Origin of the sequence: Kordia antarctica, from assembly GCF_009901525.1 — a bacterium.
Lineage (GTDB): Bacteria > Bacteroidota > Bacteroidia > Flavobacteriales > Flavobacteriaceae > Kordia > Kordia antarctica.
In genome coordinates, this window is record NZ_CP019288.1 from 2,945,531 (window position 1) to 2,967,525 (window position 21,995).

Here is a 21,995-nt window from a genome sequence, read left to right on the forward strand (position 1 = left end):
AATTTAAGATAATACCAAATAAACTTTAAAATAACCGATAAATTTGTTTCTATTTCCTTTACACTCTCAATATAAAACAGAACCGTAACTAAGGCTATGCTTATATTTTCTATTTCAACTAAAGAAACTATAATTCAAATTTTACATCAATCATTTTAAAGCTTATTTGGCATAGCAAAAGTAATCAAATTATAAGTTTTAAAAATAGGTATGTTATTTTGTGCTAATTTTTTATGTATTATTTAACATACTCACTAATTTTACCAAATGTTACAAACTGTTGAAAGAACGATTATTTCCAAAGATTGGTTCACGTTATTTTTCGTGATTACCTTTTGTTTGTTAGTTTTTACGCGTTTTGTTTTCAGAAAGCAGTTTGGATTATTTTTAGAGTTTTTAGTTTCTAATAAATATCAGAATAACTTTCTTGCAAAGCAAGAAGATTTAATCAACGGTTTTACCACTTTATTATTTGGCATTCAGATCATTTCATTTGCAATATTTGGGTATGTTGCGGCTACTTTTTTTCGCCCACATTTGGTCAATACGCCGTTACTTTTTGTCAAAATCATCTCTTTCCTACTATTTTTCAGCATCATTAAGTACATTATTGAAAAAATAATTGCAGTAATTTTAGACATAGAAAAGTACGTAAATATTTATAACTTTCACAAGATTAGCGCTAGAAACCTATTTGGACTACTTTTGATTCCAATCAACTTACTCATTGTTTATTGGTTAGATGGTAATAAGTATGTGTTTTTCTCAGTAATTCTTACATTTTTTGCATATAATTTCATCGTATTCTTTTTTCTCCTGAAGAATCATCAAAAATTGATAATCAGCAAGTTGTTTTATTTTATTTTGTATCTTTGCGCACTTGAAATTGCCCCCTATTTCGTTATCTATAAATTTTTAATTAAGTAACGCAACATTAAATACAGGTTTATGAAAGTAAAAACCATTTTAGTTTCTCAACCGGAACCAAAAATTGAGAATTCTCCTTATTCTAAGCTTATTGATAAGCAAAAGGTGAAAATTGATTTCAGGCCGTTTATACACGTTGAAGGAGTATGTGCAAGAGATGTAAGAAATCAAAAAATTGACTTAACAAAGTTTACTGCTATCATTTTGACCAGTAGAAATGCAGTTGACCATTTCTTCAGAGTAGCGGAAGAAATGCGTTTTAAGGTTCCAGATAGTATGAAGTATTTTTGTCAGTCAGAAGCAGTAGCTTACTATTTACAAAAATATGTTGTGTACAGAAAACGTAAAATTTATGTTGGAAAACGCACATTTCAAGAATTGTCTCCGCTTATTAAGAAATATAAAGACGAATCTTTCTTATTACCTTCATCTGACGCTTTGAAACAAACTGTTCCAGATACTTTAGATACTTTAAATATTTCTTGGGAACGCGGCATATTTTATAAAACTGTAGTAAGTGACTTGTCAGATTTACGAGATGTATATTATGACATTTTAGTGTTCTTTAGTCCTTCCGGAATTAAATCTCTATTAGCTAATTTTCCAAGTTTTGAACAGAATGAAACTCGAATTGCTGTCTTTGGAAATTCAACCATTGATGCAACTACGGAAGCTGGATTGAGAGTAGATATTAAAGCTCCAACACCAGAAACACCTTCTATGACAATGGCATTGGCAAAATACATTGACGAAGTAAATAAGAAATAATTACTTTTTTACAATATATAAAAAACGCCTGAATCATATGATTCAGGCGTTTTTGTTTTGGATTGGTTATGTACTATTCTTGACGTAAACTTATAAACATTCAAAAATTATTCTCGATACATTTTTTTATCTTTTCAACTATGTTGACACGATAAAAAATCATTCGAATTGCCGTTTCTTGAATTAATTTATTGGTCCGCCATTCATAATTTCTTCATTTGCATACGCTGAAAACTGCGCAAAGTTTTTCTTAAATGAGTTTGATAATTCAGCAGCTTTCGCATTATAATTAGCAGCGTTTTCCCAAGTATCAATCGGATTTAATACTTCCGTTGGTACGTTTGGACACGCTTTTGGCATTGCCAATCCGAAAATTGGATGCGTATGGAAATCTACATCATTTAGTTTCCCTTCTAACGCTGCCGTAATCATAGCACGCGTATATTTCAACTTCATACGACTTCCTGTTCCGTAAGGCCCGCCAGTCCAACCTGTGTTTATTAACCAAACATTTACATCAGCTTCTTGCATTTTATTACTTAACATTTCAGCATATTTTGTTGGATGTAATGGCATAAAAGGTGCTCCAAAACAAGCCGAAAAACTTGGTACAGGTTCTGTAATTCCTGCTTCTGTTCCTGCAACTTTAGCCGTATATCCTGAAATAAAATGATATGCCGCTTGTCCTGGCGTTAATTTTGAAATTGGAGGCAACACACCAAATGCATCCGCCGTTAGGAAAAATATATTCTTAGGATTTTTCCCGATAGATGGCACTTGAATATTGTCAATATGATAAATTGGATAACTTACACGTGTATTTTGTGTGATAGACGTATCAGCGAAATCTACATTTTTGTTTTCATCCAACACCACATTTTCAAGAATTGCTCCTTTTTTAATAGCATGATAAATTTCTGGTTCTTTATCTTCACTTAGATCGATCACTTTTGCATAACAACCACCTTCAAAATTGAATACTGTATTTTCGTTTGTCCAACCGTGTTCATCATCACCAATTAACTTACGTTCTGGATCTGCTGACAACGTTGTTTTTCCTGTTCCTGATAATCCAAAAAAGATAGCAGTATCTCCATCTTTACCAACATTCGCGCTACAATGCATAGGCAATGTGTTTTTGAATACTGGCAGCACAAAGTTCAACGCAGAGAAGATTCCTTTTTTGATTTCTCCTGTATATCCTGTTCCGCCGATTAAAGCGATTTTCTTTTCAAAGTTCAAAATAGCAAAATTATGCTGACGCGTTCCGTCAACTTCAGGGTTTGCCATAAATCCTGGCGCGTTTACCACTAACCATTCTTCTTCAAAACCATCCAATTCTGCTTCCGTAGGACGTAAAAACATGTTGTAAGCAAACATATTGCTCCAAGGATATTCATTGATTACACGAATGTTTAGCTTATAATTTTTATCTGCACACGCATACGCATCACGCACATATATTTCTTTTTCTGATAAATAATCAACTACTTTATCATACAAAGCATCAAAAGCTGCAGGTTCAAAAGGAATGTTGATGTCTCCCCACCAAACTTTGTCTTCTGTAATGCTATCTTTAACTATAAATCGATCTTTAGGCGATCTTCCAGTAAACTCTCCTGTATTCACAGTAATAGCTCCTAAAGAAGTTTCAATTCCCTGTTTCTTGTTTATAGTTTCTTCATGAAGTTGATCTGAGGAAAGTTGATAATGCACTTTGGCATCTTTGATTCCATATTGATTTAACGAAATCGTTTTCGTTGAGAAGGTGTTATTTGTCATAACTTTTAACTCTTTGTTGTGTTTTTTGTAAAGCACAAAAGTATAAATATTTTTATAGATAGCGCATTTTCAAGCAATTTAATCCACTTTAATTTAAAAAAGTATCTCCATTTTTGGAAATACTGCATTTTTAGGTCGTTTTATCCATTTTCAGCTTAAAAAAACTCACGATAAGAATAATCCATCCAATGATTAATAAAGTTCCTCCGATTGGTGTAATGAAGCCAATTACTTTAAAATTGAAAGGAGTAACATCATTTGTAGCTAATAAATAGATGGAACCTGAAAACAAAACGATTCCCCATAAAACAAAAACATACATTAGTTTTTGCGCTTTAGGCGAAATAAACGCAGTAGCACCTACAAACAGCAATAATAATGCATGATACATTTGGTACCGAACACCAGTTTCAAAAGAACTAATTTGATCAACTGTAAGTATCTTTTTGAGTGCGTGTGCGCCAAATGCTCCCAAAATTACTACCAAACAACCTAGAATTGCGCCTGTGATTAGAATTTTTTTTCTCATAAAGCAGTGAAGTTATATTTATAAATGTAACAATTTGCTACATTCGTGTTATATTTGTCTTTTTACAAAATTACGCAACAAAACTCACTTATGCGAAACATTTTAATTATTGGAGCAGGAAAATCTGCTTCCTATCTCATCAAATATTTTTTAGATAAAAGTCAGACCGAAAATTTACATATAACTGTTGGAGACATCAACCTTGAAAATGCTCAAAAGCTCGTCGGAAATCATCCGAATGCTTCTGCCGTTTTATTAGATGTTTTTAATGAAGAAAGCAGAAAAGCTGCCATTGAAAAAGCGTCCATCGTAATTTCAATGCTTCCAGCGCGTTTTCATGTTGAAGTCGCAAAAGATTGTGTGCATTTTGGAAAAAACATGGTGACTGCTTCCTACATCAGTCCAGAAATGCAAGCACTAGACGAAGCCGCAAAAGCGAAAGGACTCGTTTTTATGAACGAAGTTGGAGTTGATCCAGGAATCGATCACATGAGTGCGATGGAAGTAATTGATCGCATTCGCGAAGATGGCGGAAAAATTATCCTTTTTGAATCGTTTACTGGCGGATTAGTCGCTCCAGAAAGTGATACCAATTTATGGAATTATAAATTCACATGGAATCCTAGAAACGTTGTATTAGCTGGACAAGGTGGAACTGCAAAGTTTATTCAAGAAGGAACTTATAAATACATTCCGTATCACAGATTGTACCGCAGAACTGAATTTTTAAAAGTAGAAGGCTTCGGAAAGTTTGAAGCGTATGCAAATCGCGATTCGTTAAAATACAGAAGCGTTTACGGATTGGACGATATTCTGACCTTATATAGAGGAACAATTAGAAGAGTTGGGTTTTCTAGAGCTTGGCAAATGTTTGTGATTTTAGGAATGACAGACGATAGTTATACGATTGAAAACTCTGCCGAAATGAGTTACCGCGACTTTGTAAATTCGTTTTTACCGTACAGCCCAACAGATTCTGTAGAATTGAAAATGCGCCACAATTTAAAAATAGATCAAGATGATACACTTTGGGAAAAACTGTTAGAATTAGACGTTTTTAATCCGAAGAAAATGGTTGGTTTAGAAAATGCAACGCCAGCACAAATTCTTCAAAAAATATTGATGGATAGTTGGACGCTTGCGCCAGAAGACAAAGATATGCTTGTAATGTATCATAAATTTGGCTACGAAAAAGATGGTGAAAAACATCAAATTGAGTCAAAAATGGTGATTCTTGGTGAAGATCAAACCTACACTGCAATGGCAAAAACCGTTGGATTACCTGTTGCAATTGCTGCCTTGAAAATTTTGAATGGCGAAATTAAAACGCCAGGAGTTCAATTGCCAATTACGAAAGAAGTTTATGCGCCTATTCTAAAAGAATTAAAAGAATTTGGGATTACTTTTAACGAAGAAGAAGTTCCGTATTTTGGGTATGATCCTTCTAATATGTAAGGATACTTTTGATGTACGATTGTTGATTGTTAACTTACATTAGTTATAAACTCAGCGTCGTCAGATCGAGTGGTTTTACGAAGTAAAATTGTTATTTCATTCCGTCATTGCGAACGATAGTGAAGCAATCTGCTCTTCAATAAACAGATTGCCACGAACTTTTACAAGTTCTCGCAAAGACGTATCAAAATCGCTTGGTACTAATTGTTGATTTCAATGTATTTCAATTCCGAAGTATATCTTCACTAAAACTATCAATTATATTTTAATAGTTGCTTTTTGATTAAAAATTGAAACAAATATCTTAATTTTGGCTTTCATTTATTAAATAACTGTATCTCCATAAAGCGTTAGAGTGCGTCATTCTGAACTTGATTCAGAATCACACATTATTTATAGTCAAGAGTATATAATGAGACCCTGAATCAAGTTCAGGGTGACGTAGCGGATATACAAATACATAGATTTTATGAAAGTGATTAATGACCAAATAGAAATTGACGGAATTGATAAAGAAATTCTTCGCGCGTTGATGAAAGATGCACGAACGCCAATTTTAAGCATTGCACGAACTATTGGTATTTCTGGCGCAGCCATACATCAACGGCTTCGGAAATTAGAAGATTCAAAATTAATTGTAGGTTCAAAATTTGTCATCAATCCGAAAATATTGGGTTATAAAACAATGGCGTTTATAGGTGTTCATTTAGATAAAGCGATTCGAAATCCTGATGCTGTAAAAGCATTGGAGCAAATTCCTGAAGTGATGGAAAGTCATTATACAACGGGAAATTGGTCGCTTCTCATTAAAATTTTGTGTAAAGACAACGAACATTTAATGCATATTTTAAATCATAAAGTACAAGCTATTAAAGGTGTTTCACGAACAGAAACATTTATTTCGTTAAACCAACAAATTGATCGACAGATTGAAGTGTAGCATTTCGACGCCGCTCAATGCACTTTGTTTGTGAAAAAATTAAAACGTCATCCTGAACTTGATTCAGGATCGCACATCATTATATTACAATGATTCTGTGAAGCTGAATCAAGTTCAGCTTGACGAAAATTGTTCTTTTTTTATTAAAAATAATCTCTTTTAGTTTTTTTAGCATCCAAAATAATTTCTTCAGGATATTCGTATAATTCTAAAATTTTGATGGCATTTTGCGTTTTCAGCTTTCCAGCTTTTATTTTATGATCAAACACTAAAACTTCATTTGCAATCGTTTCACTAAAGTGATATAACTCATAACTTTCAGCTTGCAATAATTCGGTGAGTTCTATATCGTGCGTAGACACGAACACCATATTATTTTGTTTTCCTAAATAAGTCAAAATGCCTTTTCCGCCAGAAATACGTTCTATTGTATTTGTGCCTTTAAACAGTTCATCCAAAATAAATAAACAAGGTTCTTTAGCTGCGGAAGCATTAATTAATTCCTTGACAGCTACTACTTCTTCCAAATAATAACTCGTGCTTTTTAAGACATCATCAGCAATACGAATGGAAGAATATAGCTTGAAAAATGGTGCTTTGTATGCTTTCGCAAAACACACATTCAAGGTTTGCGCTACTAAACTATTGATTGCAATTGCGCGAATAAACGTCGTTTTTCCAGACATATTTGAGCCTGTAATTAAAACGTTTTTGTCCTGAATATGTAAATTATTCGAAATGCAATCTTCTACTAATGGATGTGAAATGGCTTCCGCCGAAATTTGCTTTTCGTTGGTAAATACTGGCGTACACGTTTCTATATCGCGCGATTTCAAAGAAGCTGTCGCGATTGCTGCATCTATTTCTCCAATAAAAACAAACAATTCTTCTATACTATCTTTTTCTTTCGTTACGCCTTCAATAAAACTATTAAATATGATATATTCTATATTGAAAAGCACTTTTACCAATTCTATCAGCATCCAAATTGCTAGAAAATATTCATTGGTTAACAACGTAGTTTCAAACCCTAAAAATTCAGTTTTTAATTTAATTGCATCTATCTTTTTTAGAAATGGAAACGTGCCATACTGTTGTTTTATTTCTTTGAATTCGGAGAGTTCTTTCGCAACCCTAGAAGCTTTTGAAAGTTGTTTTACACCGCTCAAATAATAACTGACATTCTTCTTGTTTTTTACATGCAGAAACATATTTACAAGATAAATAGGCACTATAAAAAAGAAGAAAATTGAATTGTAAAAACCTAAACAGAAAAATAAAATAGTTGCAATATTTAAACTATATACAAGCCAAAGTATGTTGGATTTCTTGACTTGTTTGCCATGAATCAACTTCTCCAAATCGTACGCACTATTTGTATTTAGTTGCGATAATAGGAGTTGACAATTGATCCGCAACGTTTTATGTTGCAGAAAAAGCTGTGTTAAACTGTCAAATTTTAATAGTTTTTCTATGGACTGAACAGTCCGTAATTTGAAGTATAAATATTGTTGTCCAATTTTGGAACACGTACTGTCTATATTTTTGAAGAGTTCATGAAGATCTAAATCAATTTGAGTTTTTTCAGAAATGATATGAAATGCTTTTTCTCTATTTCTATTGTTTAAAAAATAGTTGCCAATTATAGTAAAATCGAAACGTTTTTCTGCTGGTTTCTTTCCCCAATTTTCGAGCAAGCTATTTTTGAGCTTTTTCAATGCTTTTTTCTTTGCATTGTGTCTATATAAATAGATCAAAACAAGTACTAAAAGTAAGCCTAGAAACCAATTCATGCCTGTTGTTGTTGAATAAATCTAACGTGTTTTGAAAACCAAACTCGTCAGATTGAGTGAAATGAAGCAATCTGCTATTTTATGAACAGATTACTTCGAAATTAAAATTTCTCGTAATGACGTTTCATATATTTTATCTCCTATTAAGATATTTCATAAAGTATAATAAAGTCGCTAATGAACCAAGGGCGGCAACTACATACGTTCGTGCTGCCCATTTTAAAGCATCTTGCGCGCCTGCAAATTCTTCTTGCGTTACCATATTTTTGTTTTTCAGCCATTTCAAGGCTCTGTTACTTGCGTCATATTCCACAGGAAGTGTTATAAAACTGAACAATGTTCCAGCCGCAAACATGATTAATCCTGCAATTAAAACCGTTCTTCCAACTCCTAAACCTTGCATTGTCATTAACGCAATTCCACCAAAAATAACCCATTGCGAAAATTTAGAAGCAATACTTACCAAAGGCACCAAGTTCGAGCGCATTTTCAACCATTTATAGCCTTTTGCATGTTGTACAGCGTGTCCAACTTCGTGTGCGGCAACTGCTGCTGCTGCTGCATTTCGTTGATTAAAAACACCTTCACTTAAGTTGACCGTTTTTTTCTGAGGATTGTAATGATCGGTTAACATTCCTGGCGTTGAGATCACTTTTACATCGCTGATTCCGTGATCTGAAAGCATCTTTTTCGCGATTTCTTCTCCGCTCATTCCGTTGCGTAATTGTAATTTAGAGTAATGCGCAAATTTGCTTTTGAGTTTCGAACTCACAAACATACTAATCAACATTATTGCGCCCACTAAGAGCATATATCCACTTGAAAACATAATTTATTTTTATTTGTATGTGTTCTAAAATACAAAAACCTCGCCAAATTAGCGAGGTTTGTATGCATATGAGTTCATCTTTTTATCATTTGAATACAGAAAACATACTAATCACGATCTACTTTTCGTAATGCTGCTTTCTGAATTACGATTGCATGATAACTTGTCACAACGGTTTTGTCATCACCAGTTTTTCTTGGATCGCCTTTTTCTGTAACGATAATATTAAAAAATACGCGTCCATCATTTTTAAATTCTACGCTACTATTTAAGATTCTATTATTTACTTCAAACGTACTAAATAAGGTTTGTCGCATGTAATTAGCTCTTAACACAACACCATTATTTTCATCTAAATCATAAAACCCTTTCTCAGGATCAACTACAATTAGCGTATAATTGCGTTCATCACGTTTTTTACTAATGATATATGCTAATGTGTATGAAAACTTTTTAGGATCTTCCGTTGGCTTGATGATTAATTCCATTGGAATATTTTGCAATACACCTGAAGCATCTGCTATGTTTAGGTTTCCTGCATACGTACCAACATATTCTTTTGGAAACGCATAATTTTTAGGAAACGCTTTGTCTTCCGCATTTTTTCCTGCACGTTCTTTTACTTGTTTCTTTTGCGCCAAGCACGAAGACATACAAATAATTGCTAGTATAAAGACTATTTTTTTCATTTATATAATTTTATTGTGATGTAAAGTCAAGCGAGCGACTATAATTCTACTTAGATTGATCGTTTTTAATTTTCTATTTCTTTGCTCGCACAAAGAAAAGAAACAAAAGAAAATGCGTTTTTCCAGAGGTGTTTTTAGTTTTTTCTCTGAAAAACTAAAACCGCATTCATTTTTCTAAATTTTTTCCAAGGCTTCAAAAATTCTTAACGAAAAATGAATACTACACTGCGGAAAAAGAAACTCCGTGCTCACTTCACTTTCAACTTTTCACTTTTCACTTTTAACTTATAACTTTTCACTTTCAACTCTACCCTACGATATTAATGATTTTTCCTGGAACTACAATTACTTTTTTAGGAGTTCTGCCATCTAGTTGTGTTTTCGTGCGCTCATCTTCTAGAATAATTCTTTCAATTTCTTCTTTCGATAAATCAAGTGGTAATTCCTTTTTAAAGCGCATTTTTCCGTTAAACGAAACTGGATATTCCTTTGAACTTTCTACCAAATGTCTTGCTTCAAAAATTGGAAAAGGTACTTGTGAGATAGAGCCTTCATTTCCTAAACGAAACCATAATTCTTCCGCAATATGTGGTGCATACGGAGAAATTAAAATGGTTAACGGTTCAAATATTTCTCTACTTGTGCATTTTTGTTGTATCAATTCGTTTACACAAATCATAAACGTACTAACCGATGTATTGAACGAGAAGTTTTCAATGTCTTCTTCTACCTTTTTAATCGTTTTGTGCAACGTTTTCAAGTTGTCTTTTGTCGGTGCAGTTTCTGTTACATTTGGTCCACTGTCTGCAATATATAATTTCCATAATTTTTTTAAGAAACTAAAAACTCCTGAAATTCCTGCGGTATTCCAAGGTTTTGCTTGCTCTAAAGGTCCTAAAAACATTTCAAACAAACGCAAACTATCGGCACCATACGCTTCACAAATCTCATCAGGATTTACGACATTGTATTTCGATTTCGACATCTTTTCGACTTCTCGAGAAACCTGAAAAGTTCCATCTTCTTCGCAAATGAATTCAGCATCTTTAAAATCAGCACGCCAATTTTTGAAGGCTTCAATATCCAATTCATCTGAAGCATTTACAAAAGTTACATCGGCATGATGCTTAATGAAATCTGCACTTATTCTAGTTAAATTATAATTTTTTTCTAATTTTTTAATTTTTTTAAGATAAAAAGAATACGCCTCTTCATATTCTTTAACTCCAGAAGTTTCAAACCTCTTTTTTACTTTTTCTACCAAGTCCGATGAAACAAAAAGTTCAGGAGTCTTCTTTTTATCATATTCTCCTTGCTCATAAGATATAGATGAAGGTTTATACACAAAAGCACTAGTTCCCAAAATCATTCCTTGGTTAATCAACTTTTCAAACGGTTCATCAACACCAACAAAACCTCTATCTTTTAAGAATTTTGTCCAAAAACGCGCATATAGTAAATGTCCTGTTGCGTGTTCGCTTCCGCCAATGTATAAATCTACATTTTCCCAATAGTTCAACGCTTCTTTGCTTGCAAAATCATCTTCTCGCAATGCTTTTTCCATATAACGGAAGAAATACCATGAACTTCCTGCCCAACCTGGCATTGTGTTGAGTTCTAGCGGATAGATTCCGTTGTCTTGCTTCTCGACTGCGCTCGAAGTGACAAGTTTTTCATTAGAAACCACCGTATTTGTATTCGTGTCCCAAGCCCAAACCTCAGCATTTCCTAATGGCGGTTCGCCAGTTTCGGTTGGTAAGTATTTCTCCACTTCTGGCAATGCAATTGGTAAATGCTGTACATCAATCATTTGCGGCATTCCATTTACGTAATACACTGGAAATGGTTCGCCCCAATAACGCTGACGCGAGAAAACCGCATCGCGCAAACGATAGTTAATTTTTCCTTTTCCAAAACCACGTTTTTCCATTTCATAAATGACAGTTTTCATCGCTTTTTTATACGATAAACCATTTAAGAAATCAGAGTTTGCAATTTTAGTTCCTTCTTTTCCTGCGTGTGCTTCTTCTGAAATGTCAACGTTTTCAAAGATATTTGGAATTTCTAACCCAAAATGATTTGCAAAGTCATAATCACGTTGATCGCCACACGGAACTGCCATTACTGCGCCTGTTCCGTAGTTTGCCAATACGTAATCGCCAATCCAGATTTGTACTTTTTCTCCTGTAAAAGGATGCAACGCAAAAGCTCCTGTAAATACTCCAGAAATGGTTTTTACATCTGCCATTCGTTCGCGTTCACTTCGTTTTGAAGTTGCAGCTCTATAATTTTCAACTGCTTCTTTTTGATCGGCAGTGGTAATTTTTGCAACTAATTCGTGTTCTGGCGCAAGCGTCATGAAACTTACTCCGAAAATTGTATCTGGTCGTGTGGTGAAAACGTCAATTTTTGCGTCGTGTTCGTCAACTTTAAACGAAACCATTGCACCTTGTGAGCGACCAATCCAATTGGTTTGTGAGTCTTTTAATGGTTGTGGCCAGTCAATTGTATTCAAACCGTCTAATAAACGTTGTGCATACGCAGAGATTCGCATGCTCCATTGTGTCATTTTTTTACGAATAACTGTATGTCCGCCACGTTCTGAAACGCCGTTTACAATTTCATCATTTGCTAAAACTGTTCCTAATCCTGGACACCAATTTACTTCCGTTTCTGCTAAATAGGTGAGTCTATATTTTAATAGTATTTCTTGTTGTGTTTTTGAATCATACTGAGTCCATTCTGCGGCAGCGAAAATAGCAATTTCATCATCACAGATTGCTTTTACTTCGACATTTCCGGCTTCGGAAAATTTCGCAATAAGCGTATCAATATGTTCCGCTTTGTCAGTTTCTATATTGTACCATGAATTGAAAAGTTCGATAAAAATCCATTGCGTCCATTTGTAATACGCAGGATCTGAGGTGCGAACTTCTCGGCTCCAATCGAATGAGAAACCAATTTTATCCAATTGCTCACGATAGCGTGCAATGTTCGTTTTAGTCGTAATTGCTGGATGCTGACCAGTTTGAATTGCATATTGCTCAGCAGGCAATCCGAAACTGTCATAACCTTGCGGATGCAATACATTGAAACCTTTGTGACGCTTGTAACGCGCGTAAATGTCTGAAGCAATATAACCTAGCGGATGACCAACGTGCAATCCAGCTCCTGACGGATATGGAAACATGTCGAGTACGTAATATTTTGGTTTGTCGGATTGATTTTCAGCATGAAAAGTTCCTCGTTCTTTCCAAATTTTTTGCCACTTGGCTTCAATTTCGTTGAAATTGTACTTCATTTTGATGATTTTTAAAGAAGCGCAAATTTAACGGTTATTGTATGAATGGCAAAAGATTCTTTTGGTTGTTTGGTTGTTCGTTTTTTTGTTGTTTCGTTGATTTGGTTGTCGGAAAGAAACACTTTTATATTTTATATTTTGAGTTTTGCATTTTTAATTTCAATAATTCGTTTATTCGTTTATTCGTTTGTTCGTTTGTTCGTTTGTTCGAAAGTAATTTTTGATTTATAATTTAGCATTCAACATTTATAATTTCAAAACCTATAACCATTAAACTGATAAACTTTTTAAACTTATAAACGCTTTTGTATTTAAAATTTCTACTTTTACACATCTAACGCACTATTTATGGGTTCTTCTTTTGAAAAGTATCAAAAAAAACGATTGATTTCTTCGTATTTCTCGGTTGTACTAAGTACTACGCTTGTACTTTTTTTATTAGGAATGCTCGGTTTGTTAGTGTTGAATACGAAAAAAGTTGCTGATTATTATAAAGAAAAAATCGCTTTGACTGTTTATTTGAAAGATAGCGCAAAAGATGTAGAGATTAAACAGTTACAGAAAACATTAGCGTTGGCAGAATATACAAAGTCTGCCGAATTTGTTTCAAAAGAAACCGCTGCGGCAAATTTAACCGAAACTATTGGCGAAGATTTTGTTGAATATTTAGGCGAAAATCCATTGTTAAATTCGTTAGATGTCTATGTACTTGCACAATTTGTTTCCGCTGAAAAGCTAGAAGAAATTGCCGCTGAGATTTCTGAAAAGAATTTTGTGGAAGAAGTTTCGTTTGACAAACCGTTAGTTTCCAAGTTAAATGCAAATATTAAAAAGATTGGACTCGGAATTTTGATAACCTGTATTTTCTTTGCGTTTGTTGCCGCGTTGTTGATTAATAGTTCTATTCGTCTTTCGGTATATGCAAAACGTTTTACGATTAAAACCATGCAAATGGTTGGTGCCACCAAAGGTTTTATTCGCAAGCCTTTTATTTGGAATAGTGTAAAAATGGGCGTTATTGCTGCAATTCTAGCTTTGGCAGGAATGGCTGGCGCATTGTATTATGCTAATAAATCAGTGCCAGAATTACAATTGACAAGCGATAAAGTATTGATTGGCTCTGTATTTGGAGGAATTTTGGTGATTGGCGTTTTGATTACATTACTGAGTAGTTTCTTTGCTACGCAACGTTTCTTGAATTTACGAACAGATCAATTGTATTATTAGACTTGCTTAGATTTTTAGACGTACTTAGACTTCTTAGACATTGTATGCTGAGCGGAGTCGAAGTATAGACTTGTTGGAAAATATAATTTAATTGAAAACATCTAGCCAAACTATTGAAGCATAAATTTTATAACTATCTTTCGTTGTAATTATTTGAATCATCAAAATACACAATACATGAAGTCATTTTTATTCATTTTTTTTAGTGCAATTTTACTCGTGAGTTGTAAAGATAACGACGAAATTAGCTCGATTCATCCTGAAAATTGGTCTAAGAGAATGATCGATATTAGCAATAAAGATTCGCTTGCATATGGCAAAACCTATCTTTCTATTTATGCACAAATTTATAGTTTATCTGAACATAAAAAACACAATTTAACTGCCATGGTTAGTTTGCGAAATACAAGTGATGAAGACACTATATATGTTTTAAAAGCTAGGTATTACGATACACATGGAGTTTTAGTTCGTACGTATTTTGACAAACCTATTTTTTTAGCTCCACTAGAAACTGCCGAAATTATTATTGACGAAAAAGATATTTCAGGCGGTACAGGTTCTAATTTTATTTTTGAATGGAAAACACCAAATGGTTGTTCCGAACCGCTGTTTGAAGGCGTTATGAATTCTACGATGGGACAACAAGGACTTTCGTTTACAACACAAGGGAAACGCATAAAATAAGTGTAATGAAAGCTATTTTAATTAATCTATTTTTCATTATTTCATTGATTGATCCTATTGGTTCGCTTTAACGAAAATTATGGAAGTTCTTAAATTATCAACTATGGAAAAACTTAAAAAATACAATCAGAAATTATTAGCTGTTTTGGGAACATTAACGGTCATATTTTTAATCGTTCTACTCATCGGATTTATTTCTATGTTAATTATGGAAAGCCAAAGATATTCCCATTATGACTCGCAAGATGATGGAATTTTATCCGAAGAAAAGATTGAAGAATTACAGAAAGAAAACAAACGCGAGCAAGTTATTTCATATGAGACACCAAGATTAGTTGACACGTTACAGCAATTGTATATTATTCCTGTTTCGCAGAAATCTCTGGAAGAACAAGAAGATTTGAATTCAGGTTTGCTAAATATGTATTCAGCGGATTCATATAAAGAAAAGACCGATCTGAGATATTCTAAAAGCTATTACGGAAATTACAATAATATTTTAGTGCTTGATGAAAAAACCGGAAACACTCAAAAATTGTTCACAGAGCGTGTAAATTTTAATAATATCCGAACGGTCTATTTTGAGGATGATATTTTTTTATTGTGCAAAGTAGCATCGAAAGATACTTTTAAAGATGGTGTAATTAATTTAGTCGATTTTACCTCGTTGTATATCTATTCTTTCAATACTAAGAAACTTCAAAAAGTTGGAAATGGTGAATTGCCCGTTGCAGATTACAAATTTATAAACAATAGCAAAGAATTGATAATTAGCTTTGGAATTGATAAAAATGGTAATGGGAAATATGAAGAATATCGTGAACCTTCAATATTAAAAAAATATAATTTTCAAACAGAAACACTTACTGATATTATTGATTCAAAACTTCATAATGAGCTTCAAGAACTGCTTGAAGGTTCAACGAAATAAGTATAGATTCTGCCTGCGAGCGCGAGAAATATTCAACAAGAAATTAAAAAAAAGGCAATTAATACGCTAAAAACACAAAATTGACTTCCAAACATTAACAGCCTTTAACCTTTCATTATAAAATAATTAGGAGTTTATTGAGTTATCTTTATACCAACTAAGCAAACCAAAATTTATGATAAAAATATTTACATGACCAAGTAGGCATTTTAATTTTTAAAAATTATAGATCATGAAAAGATTCACATTTATATTTTTCGGTATCGCATTAGTTGTATTTTTAGCATACTCTTTCAAACCAGTAACTACGGTAAATTCGGATGATTGCGTATTGATTTCTGGCAAAATAGTTTCCATTGAAAAAGGAACATCAAATGATATTCAAATTCGATTGGAAAACGACAGTCATTATTACTACATCAATCGCAGCTCAGAGAAAGGCGTAAATTTAGAACAATTAACTTCAAAAGTTTTAAATAAAACCGTTACTTTGTACTGCCCAAACCGATGGACAATCGTCAATCCTGACGGAATTGTTCCGCATATTTCAAGAATGGAAAAAGGTACAACCATTGTTTACAGTGAGTTTTAAAAAGCTTTTTTTTGATAATGATATGTTTCGGTTGGGAATTGAAAATTTGAGCGTACATGAAAAATAAGAAGTCAGAAAGCACTAAAACTGCTCCAAAAAATACTCCGCAATCACAACCAGGATTTGTTTTCGGAAAGAAAAACTATCTCTTTATGATTATCGGATTGGCTGTTATTGCATTAGGTTTTATCCTAATGTCTGGTGGCGGAAGCGATGATCCAAACGTTTTTAACGAAGCTATTTTCAATGCTCAAAGAATCCATATTGCACCAATGTTAGTAATCGCAGGATTTGCCATTGAGATTTACGCAATATTATTGAATCCAGATTCCTAATTCATGGACACAATTAATGCAATTATCCTTGGAATTATTCAAGGATTAACGGAGTTTCTACCAGTTTCTTCTAGCGGACACATTGAATTGGGAAAAGCCATTTTAGGTGTTGAACCCGAAGAAAACATCTTATTTACTGTCGTTGTACACTTTGCAACCGCATTGAGTACGATTGTAATTTTCAGAAAAGATATTTTAGAATTACTCAAAGGAATTTTTCAGTTTCAATGGAATGAAGAATCTAAATTTGCTGTAAAAGTCATTATTTCTATGATTCCTGCAGCAATTGTTGGTGTTTATTTCGAAGAACAACTCGAAGCTTTATTCAAAGGAAACATTCTATTAGTTGGTTGCATGTTAATTGTCACGGCTATCTTACTCTACTTTGCCGATAAAGCCAAAAATACCATTAAAAAAGTCAGTTATTCAAATGCCGTTATCATCGGAATTGCACAAGCAATTGCCATGTTGCCTGGTATTTCGCGTTCGGGCGCAACGATTTCTACTTCGGTTTTGCTTGGAAATGATAAAACAAAAGCAGCACGTTTTTCATTCTTAATGGTAGTTCCGTTAATTTTTGGAAAAATTGCTAAAGATATTTATGACGGTGAACTTTCGTTAGAAAGTACTCAGATCATTCCACTTTCAGCAGGATTTCTAGCCGCGTTTATCGCTGGATTATTTGCGTGTACTTGGATGATAAATCTTGTAAAGAAAAGTAAACTTATCTATTTCTCCATCTATTGTTTATTGGTTGGATTGATTGCAATTGGATTTGTAGGATACCAAAATTTTCTACAATGAAAACAGTCGAAGAATATTTAGCAGGAGAAACTTTATTGATAGATAAACCGCTAACATGGTCTTCGTTTCAAGCGGTAAATAAAATAAAATTAGCGCTCAAATCACGCTTCAATTTACGAAAATTAAAAGTTGGTCATGCAGGAACGTTAGATCCATTAGCAACTGGATTATTAGTAGTTTGCATTGGAAAAGACACAAAGAAAATCACGAACTTTCAAGGTCAAAAAAAAGAATACACAGGAACTTTTACACTCGGAAGCACAACGTCTTCGTATGATTTAGAAACGGAAATTGATGAAACATTCCCGACAGATCATATTACGGAACGAATGATTTACATCACTAATTTAGATTTTTTTGGTGAAATAGATCAAGTGCCGCCTGTATTTTCTGCATTAAAAGTAGATGGACAACGCTCGTATAAATTGGCAAGAGCTGGCGAAGTTGTTGAAATTGATTCTCGAAAAGTTTTTATTCATGAATTTGAAATTACCCGAATTGCACTTCCAGAAGTTGATTTCAAAGTAGTTTGTAGTAAAGGAACGTACATTCGTTCGCTTGCCTACGATTTTGGAAAAGCCTTAAATTCTGGCGCGCATCTTTCTGCGTTGCGTCGTACAAAAATTGGTGATTTTGATGTTGAAAACGCAATTACACCTGATTTTTTTGGTGATAGTTTGAGGGGAAATTAGTTGTGAGAATTCAGATATTAGTATTGAGATTAGTCTCTTTTGGCTTCTCTTTATGTGAACTGAATCACACTTCGTTCAGCAGAACGTCAGATTGAGTGAATTTGCAAAGCAAATTTGTATCGAAATCTACTTTGAAACCAAAAAAGGATCAAACCATTTTTCAATACTTCAATCCTTAATTTTTTTAATGTTTAAATTATTTAATCTTTCAATCAAATTAATTTCAACAAATCATCAACTGTATTTTGTCCTTTATCTTTATTATACCAAACTTGTAAATCTTCCTTAAATTCTGGTGTTAATGTTCCGTGTTCGGCTTTGTAATCGTTTACGAGTTTCGTTGCTTTTGTAGGTCTCGGTCCCCAATCTCCAATCACGTTTCCTGAAGTATTATCAATAGCAATTAACTTCGGAATCGATTTTCCTCCATTGGTTAAAAACTCGTTCATTAACGCTTCATTTTCATCTCTCAACACTACTTTTAATGTAATATTATTGCTCAATTCGGCAACTTTATTAATTACTGGCATTGTTTGCGCAGCATCGCCACACCAACTTTCTGTCAATACCAACCATGTTACATCGCCATGATACGATTTAATTTTTGCTATTGCTTCTTCGGTTAATTTTGTTGTTTTATCCAATCGCTTCATACGTCTATCATTCAACATAGAATAATTAGACAAATCTTCTGTTTGCTCTTCGCCTGTTGATTTTCCATCAGCGACTAAATTCTGAACTAAGGTTCTATATTCTTGATATGAAATTGCTTTCGTTAGACTTTCGTCAATGATATTTTTTAATGTTGTATCTGTTATTGTCATTTCTTTAATTTTTACAAAAATTCAGTCGTAGTTTTATAAAAACCTTACGAATGCGAATTTTGATGGCTTACTTTGTCATTTGTCTTTAGCTTTGTAAATTTACAAAACGACAAAAAACTAGGATATGATTTTTGTCATGAACTAATTAAAAACGAAAAACCATGGATTTTTTAGATAAAAAAAGATGTACTTGGTGCGGAAATGATCCTTTATATATTGCATATCACGATGAAGAATGGGGAAAACCAATTTATAATGATGATACCTTGTTTGAGTTTTTAATTTTAGAGACGTTTCAAGCAGGTTTGAGTTGGATTACCATTCTGCGGAAGCGAGAAAATTTCCGAAAAGCATTTGATAATTTTGATTATAAAAAAATCGCGCAATACGGAGAAGATAAATACAATAGTTTACTTGAAGATGCTGGCATTATTCGAAATAAACTTAAAATAAAAGCAACTATTTCTAATGCACAAATGTTTATGAAAGTGCAAGAAGAATTTGGTAGTTTTTCCAACTATATCTGGGAATTTACCAACGGAAAACCGATTCAGAATGCTTTTAAAAAGAACGAAGATGTTCCTGCAACTACAGAATTATCAGATGCTTTAAGCAAAGATTTAAAGAAAAAAGGGTTTAAATTTATTGGTTCTACAGTAGTGTACGCGCACATGCAAGCTACAGGAATGGTAAACGATCACACGACGGATTGTTTTCGGTATGAAGAAGTGAAAAAGATGTAATTAAGCGTTTTTCAATGCTTTAATTCTTCAGTCATTCAATCTTTTAATCCAAAATCACAAATACGATAAAAACACTTCTCGTGGAACTTCATACGCGCCCAAACTTGCTAAGTGATTGGTGTGCATCTGACAATCGATGAGTTGACAACCAGTTGTTTTCAATTTTTCAACTAAGTGAATGAAACCATATTTACTCGCATTACTTTCTAAACTAAACATACTTTCGCCACAAAAAACATGTCCTAAATCGATTCCATAAACGCCGCCAACTAATTTTTCGTCACGCCAAACCTCAACGGAAGTTGCATAACCCATTTTATGAAGTTGTATGTACGCTTCTTCCATTTCAGTAGTAATCCAAGTGTCGTCTTGTCCTGGTCGTTGAATGATTGCGCATGCTTGTATGACACGTTCAAAAGCTGTATTGTAAGTTACTTTAAAAGTTTCCCGTCGCAACAATTGTTTCATGCTTTTGGATACTTTTAAATCTTCTGGAAACAATATCATTCGCGGATCTGGCGACCACCAAATAATTGGTTCATCATGACTATACCAAGGGAAAATTCCGTTTTTGTATGCTAGCAATAAACGTTCAGGTTTCAAATCGCCACCAAATGCTAAAATTCCTTCTGGGGAAGTTTCTTCAATTGGTGGAAACGCTATTTCATCTGTTAATAAATACATGTAAAATACAGTTGTCTTTTATTTTTTTATAGCAATAATAATCCTAAAATGTATACTGCCGAACCAACCAACATTAAAATTATAGTATACGGTAATATTTCTTTTGCTTTCAATTTTGTAATTGCTAATAGTGGCAATGCCCAAAATGGTTGTAACATATTGGTAATTTGATCTCCGTACGCCAACGCCATAATTGCTTTTGGTAACGGAACGCCTAATTTTAGTGCAGATTCTATGACTATTGGACCTTGTACTGCCCATTGTCCGCCGCCACTTGGCACAAAAATATTGACCAATCCTGAGCTGAAAAATGTAAATACTGGCAAGGTAGTTTCGGTGGCAACCGATACAAAACTATCTGAAATCATTCCGACCATTCCTGAACTTTTCATGATTCCCATAATTCCAAAATACAGTGGAAATTGTATTAATATTCCCGAAGTTCCTTTAATAGCTTCTTCCACAGCATTGAGAAAACTTTTGAAATTTCCGTGTAATATAATCGCCAAACCTAACATGAAAAAGTTCAGCATATTTGGTGTAATTTTTATTTCTGATAGCGAACTTAAATTGCCTGAATATTGAATGAAAAACGTCACTAATAACAAGATTCCAAATACACTAGCAAACCAAGGAGAATAATCGAGTTTTTCTGCGCCTTCTAGGTCTTCTTTATTTTTTGTGTCAAATTTATACTTTGGTAGATTTAGTTTTGTTGGTTTCGCTCTTTTTGAAAGTATGCTTAATGTAAACGGAATAACTACAAGTAAAATTCCGAATAATAACAAATTCCACCAACTGAATATCGTACTACTTGATGTGATGACTTCGGGAACTTTTCCAAATATATCTACACTCAAAATTCCATTCATCATATCCAATAAATGTCCTTCTTCTGCTACTTTTGAAGGTGCCGAACCGCTAATTCCGCCATGCCAAACCATTAAACCAACATAACCTGCCGCGCCAACTAACGGATAATTGATTGGTATTTGATGTTTTTGTGCGTGTTCGCCAACTTTTCTGGCTAGAATTGCGCCGAAAATTAAACCCAATCCCCAATTAAAAAAAGCTACTAACATCGTTGTTACGCTGACTAAAATAACTGCATTTGTTGTATTTGTTACCGATTTTGTAATTGCTAGAATGATGGAATTGACAGGTTTACTCAACACCAAAACATGTCCTAAGACTAAAATTAGCATCATTTGATAGGCAAAAACTAATAAGCCTGAATTCCAAATTCCGTCTTCCCAAAATGATAATACTTCTATAAAATGACTCGCTGTAGTTTCTGTTACTGGTTTCGTGAAAAATGTAGCCAATGCAATGGTAATCAACGTTAGCAATACCGCAATGGTAAATGGCGAAGGCAAATATCGTTTAAAGATGGTTTCGATGGCTTTGGTAATTTGCATGGTTGGTTTTTGTTGATTCGTTATTCGTTATTCGTTATTCGTTAT

General features: G+C 33.6%; 21 protein-coding genes. 12 read left to right on the forward strand and 9 right to left on the reverse strand.

The window, feature by feature from the left end; all coding sequences use genetic code 11:
- Nucleotides 1-267: 267 nt before the first annotated feature.
- Entirely contained in the window at nt 268-927 is a 660-nt protein-coding gene (locus IMCC3317_RS23890) for a DUF4271 domain-containing protein (RefSeq protein ID WP_160129779.1), read from the forward strand.
- Between the two features lie 21 nt (nt 928-948).
- Entirely contained in the window at nt 949-1,695 is a 747-nt protein-coding gene (locus tag IMCC3317_RS12235; RefSeq protein WP_160129780.1) for a uroporphyrinogen-III synthase, read from the forward strand.
- 183 nt (nt 1,696-1,878) lie between these two features.
- Here IMCC3317_RS12235 and pckA read toward each other — a convergent pair whose 3' ends face one another.
- Nucleotides 1,879-3,477 carry a phosphoenolpyruvate carboxykinase (ATP) gene (pckA, locus tag IMCC3317_RS12240; RefSeq protein WP_160129781.1) on the reverse strand — a complete coding sequence of 533 codons (1,599 nt, stop codon included), beginning with the start codon at nt 3,475-3,477 and terminating at the stop codon, nt 1,879-1,881.
- Between the two features lie 130 nt (nt 3,478-3,607).
- Complete coding sequence (locus IMCC3317_RS12245; RefSeq protein WP_160129782.1) at nt 3,608-4,006, reverse strand: DUF423 domain-containing protein; 399 nt, start codon at nt 4,004-4,006, stop codon at nt 3,608-3,610.
- Between the two features lie 90 nt (nt 4,007-4,096).
- On the opposite strand from IMCC3317_RS12245, the gene IMCC3317_RS12250 reads away from it, so the two are divergent.
- Nucleotides 4,097-5,461, forward strand: coding sequence for a saccharopine dehydrogenase family protein (locus tag IMCC3317_RS12250; RefSeq protein ID WP_160129783.1), 1,365 nt, complete (start codon nt 4,097-4,099; stop codon nt 5,459-5,461).
- 469 nt (nt 5,462-5,930) lie between these two features.
- Nucleotides 5,931-6,401 (forward strand): Lrp/AsnC ligand binding domain-containing protein, encoded by a 471-nt coding sequence (locus IMCC3317_RS12255; protein WP_160129784.1) that lies wholly within the window; start codon nt 5,931-5,933, stop codon nt 6,399-6,401.
- Between the two features lie 143 nt (nt 6,402-6,544).
- On the opposite strand, the gene IMCC3317_RS12260 is transcribed toward IMCC3317_RS12255, so the two are convergent.
- The 4 genes from IMCC3317_RS12260 to IMCC3317_RS12275 form a co-directional block, all read right to left on the reverse strand.
- Nucleotides 6,545-8,194: a MutS-related protein gene (locus tag IMCC3317_RS12260; protein WP_160129785.1), complete on the reverse strand. Its 1,650-nt coding sequence runs from the start codon at nt 8,192-8,194 to the stop codon at nt 6,545-6,547.
- A 133-nt stretch (nt 8,195-8,327) separates the two neighbouring features.
- A complete protein-coding gene (locus IMCC3317_RS12265; RefSeq protein WP_160129786.1) occupies nt 8,328-9,023 on the reverse strand; it encodes a zinc metallopeptidase in 696 nt (231 codons plus the stop codon).
- Between the two features lie 107 nt (nt 9,024-9,130).
- Nucleotides 9,131-9,712, reverse strand: a complete 582-nt coding sequence (locus tag IMCC3317_RS12270; protein ID WP_160129787.1) for a hypothetical protein — start codon at nt 9,710-9,712, stop codon at nt 9,131-9,133.
- A 307-nt stretch (nt 9,713-10,019) separates the two neighbouring features.
- Nucleotides 10,020-13,013, reverse strand: coding sequence for a leucine--tRNA ligase (locus tag IMCC3317_RS12275; protein ID WP_160129788.1), 2,994 nt, complete (start codon nt 13,011-13,013; stop codon nt 10,020-10,022).
- A gap of 348 nt (nt 13,014-13,361) precedes the next feature.
- On the opposite strand from IMCC3317_RS12275, the gene IMCC3317_RS12280 reads away from it, so the two are divergent.
- From IMCC3317_RS12280 to truB, 7 genes are all read left to right on the forward strand, one after another.
- Nucleotides 13,362-14,240 (forward strand): cell division protein FtsX, encoded by an 879-nt coding sequence (locus tag IMCC3317_RS12280; RefSeq protein ID WP_160129789.1) that lies wholly within the window; start codon nt 13,362-13,364, stop codon nt 14,238-14,240.
- A 177-nt stretch (nt 14,241-14,417) separates the two neighbouring features.
- On the forward strand, nt 14,418-14,927 hold the full coding sequence (locus IMCC3317_RS12285) for a DUF3124 domain-containing protein (protein WP_160129790.1): 510 nt from the start codon (nt 14,418-14,420) through the stop codon (nt 14,925-14,927).
- Between the two features lie 103 nt (nt 14,928-15,030).
- A complete protein-coding gene (locus tag IMCC3317_RS12290) occupies nt 15,031-15,858 on the forward strand; it encodes a hypothetical protein (protein ID WP_160129791.1) in 828 nt (275 codons plus the stop codon).
- A gap of 232 nt (nt 15,859-16,090) precedes the next feature.
- Nucleotides 16,091-16,450, forward strand: a complete 360-nt coding sequence (locus tag IMCC3317_RS12295; protein WP_160129792.1) for a hypothetical protein — start codon at nt 16,091-16,093, stop codon at nt 16,448-16,450.
- Between the two features lie 56 nt (nt 16,451-16,506).
- Complete coding sequence (locus tag IMCC3317_RS12300) at nt 16,507-16,785, forward strand: DUF3098 domain-containing protein (protein ID WP_160129793.1); 279 nt, start codon at nt 16,507-16,509, stop codon at nt 16,783-16,785.
- A gap of 3 nt (nt 16,786-16,788) precedes the next feature.
- Nucleotides 16,789-17,589 carry an undecaprenyl-diphosphatase UppP gene (gene uppP / locus IMCC3317_RS12305; RefSeq protein ID WP_160129794.1) on the forward strand — a complete coding sequence of 267 codons (801 nt, stop codon included), beginning with the start codon at nt 16,789-16,791 and terminating at the stop codon, nt 17,587-17,589.
- Nucleotides 17,586-18,281, forward strand: coding sequence for a tRNA pseudouridine(55) synthase TruB (gene truB / locus IMCC3317_RS12310; protein WP_160129795.1), 696 nt, complete (start codon nt 17,586-17,588; stop codon nt 18,279-18,281). The genes uppP and truB overlap by 4 nt, the downstream gene beginning before the upstream one ends.
- 212 nt (nt 18,282-18,493) lie before the next feature.
- Here the strand turns inward: truB and IMCC3317_RS12315 are convergent, their stop codons facing one another.
- Nucleotides 18,494-19,105 carry a thioredoxin family protein gene (locus IMCC3317_RS12315; protein ID WP_160129796.1) on the reverse strand — a complete coding sequence of 204 codons (612 nt, stop codon included), beginning with the start codon at nt 19,103-19,105 and terminating at the stop codon, nt 18,494-18,496.
- Nucleotides 19,106-19,266: 161 nt separating this feature from the next.
- Here IMCC3317_RS12315 and IMCC3317_RS12320 point away from each other — a divergent pair, with 161 nt between their 5' ends.
- The gene (locus tag IMCC3317_RS12320) at nt 19,267-19,848 is read left to right on the forward strand and encodes a DNA-3-methyladenine glycosylase I (protein ID WP_160129797.1); all 582 of its coding nucleotides are present in this window, start codon (nt 19,267-19,269) and stop codon (nt 19,846-19,848) included.
- A 54-nt stretch (nt 19,849-19,902) separates the two neighbouring features.
- Here the strand turns inward: IMCC3317_RS12320 and aat are convergent, their stop codons facing one another.
- Both aat and IMCC3317_RS12330 read right to left on the reverse strand, forming a co-directional pair.
- Nucleotides 19,903-20,532 carry a leucyl/phenylalanyl-tRNA--protein transferase gene (gene aat / locus IMCC3317_RS12325; protein ID WP_160129798.1) on the reverse strand — a complete coding sequence of 210 codons (630 nt, stop codon included), beginning with the start codon at nt 20,530-20,532 and terminating at the stop codon, nt 19,903-19,905.
- Nucleotides 20,533-20,558: 26 nt separating this feature from the next.
- The gene (locus IMCC3317_RS12330) at nt 20,559-21,950 is read right to left on the reverse strand and encodes a short-chain fatty acid transporter (RefSeq protein WP_160129799.1); all 1,392 of its coding nucleotides are present in this window, start codon (nt 21,948-21,950) and stop codon (nt 20,559-20,561) included.
- Between the last annotated feature and the right edge of the window lie 45 nt (nt 21,951-21,995).

Coding starts and splice junctions, on each gene's coding strand:
- uppP (WP_160129794.1), top strand. CDS start 16,789: ATGGACACAATTAATGCAATTATCCTTGGAATTATTCAAGGATTAACG.
- IMCC3317_RS12255 (WP_160129784.1), top strand. CDS start 5,931: ATGAAAGTGATTAATGACCAAATAGAAATTGACGGAATTGATAAAGAA.
- IMCC3317_RS12330 (WP_160129799.1), bottom strand. CDS start 21,950: ATGCAAATTACCAAAGCCATCGAAACCATCTTTAAACGATATTTGCCT.
- IMCC3317_RS12320 (WP_160129797.1), top strand. CDS start 19,267: ATGGATTTTTTAGATAAAAAAAGATGTACTTGGTGCGGAAATGATCCT.
- IMCC3317_RS12285 (WP_160129790.1), top strand. CDS start 14,418: ATGAAGTCATTTTTATTCATTTTTTTTAGTGCAATTTTACTCGTGAGT.
- IMCC3317_RS12250 (WP_160129783.1), top strand. CDS start 4,097: ATGCGAAACATTTTAATTATTGGAGCAGGAAAATCTGCTTCCTATCTC.
- IMCC3317_RS12265 (WP_160129786.1), bottom strand. CDS start 9,023: ATGTTTTCAAGTGGATATATGCTCTTAGTGGGCGCAATAATGTTGATT.
- IMCC3317_RS12300 (WP_160129793.1), top strand. CDS start 16,507: ATGAAAAATAAGAAGTCAGAAAGCACTAAAACTGCTCCAAAAAATACT.
- pckA (WP_160129781.1), bottom strand. CDS start 3,477: ATGACAAATAACACCTTCTCAACGAAAACGATTTCGTTAAATCAATAT.
- aat (WP_160129798.1), bottom strand. CDS start 20,532: ATGTATTTATTAACAGATGAAATAGCGTTTCCACCAATTGAAGAAACT.
- IMCC3317_RS12315 (WP_160129796.1), bottom strand. CDS start 19,105: ATGACAATAACAGATACAACATTAAAAAATATCATTGACGAAAGTCTA.
- IMCC3317_RS12235 (WP_160129780.1), top strand. CDS start 949: ATGAAAGTAAAAACCATTTTAGTTTCTCAACCGGAACCAAAAATTGAG.
- IMCC3317_RS12280 (WP_160129789.1), top strand. CDS start 13,362: ATGGGTTCTTCTTTTGAAAAGTATCAAAAAAAACGATTGATTTCTTCG.
- IMCC3317_RS12270 (WP_160129787.1), bottom strand. CDS start 9,712: ATGAAAAAAATAGTCTTTATACTAGCAATTATTTGTATGTCTTCGTGC.
- IMCC3317_RS12290 (WP_160129791.1), top strand. CDS start 15,031: ATGGAAAAACTTAAAAAATACAATCAGAAATTATTAGCTGTTTTGGGA.
- truB (WP_160129795.1), top strand. CDS start 17,586: ATGAAAACAGTCGAAGAATATTTAGCAGGAGAAACTTTATTGATAGAT.
- IMCC3317_RS12275 (WP_160129788.1), bottom strand. CDS start 13,013: ATGAAGTACAATTTCAACGAAATTGAAGCCAAGTGGCAAAAAATTTGG.
- IMCC3317_RS12260 (WP_160129785.1), bottom strand. CDS start 8,194: ATGAATTGGTTTCTAGGCTTACTTTTAGTACTTGTTTTGATCTATTTA.
- IMCC3317_RS23890 (WP_160129779.1), top strand. CDS start 268: ATGTTACAAACTGTTGAAAGAACGATTATTTCCAAAGATTGGTTCACG.
- IMCC3317_RS12245 (WP_160129782.1), bottom strand. CDS start 4,006: ATGAGAAAAAAAATTCTAATCACAGGCGCAATTCTAGGTTGTTTGGTA.
- IMCC3317_RS12295 (WP_160129792.1), top strand. CDS start 16,091: ATGAAAAGATTCACATTTATATTTTTCGGTATCGCATTAGTTGTATTT.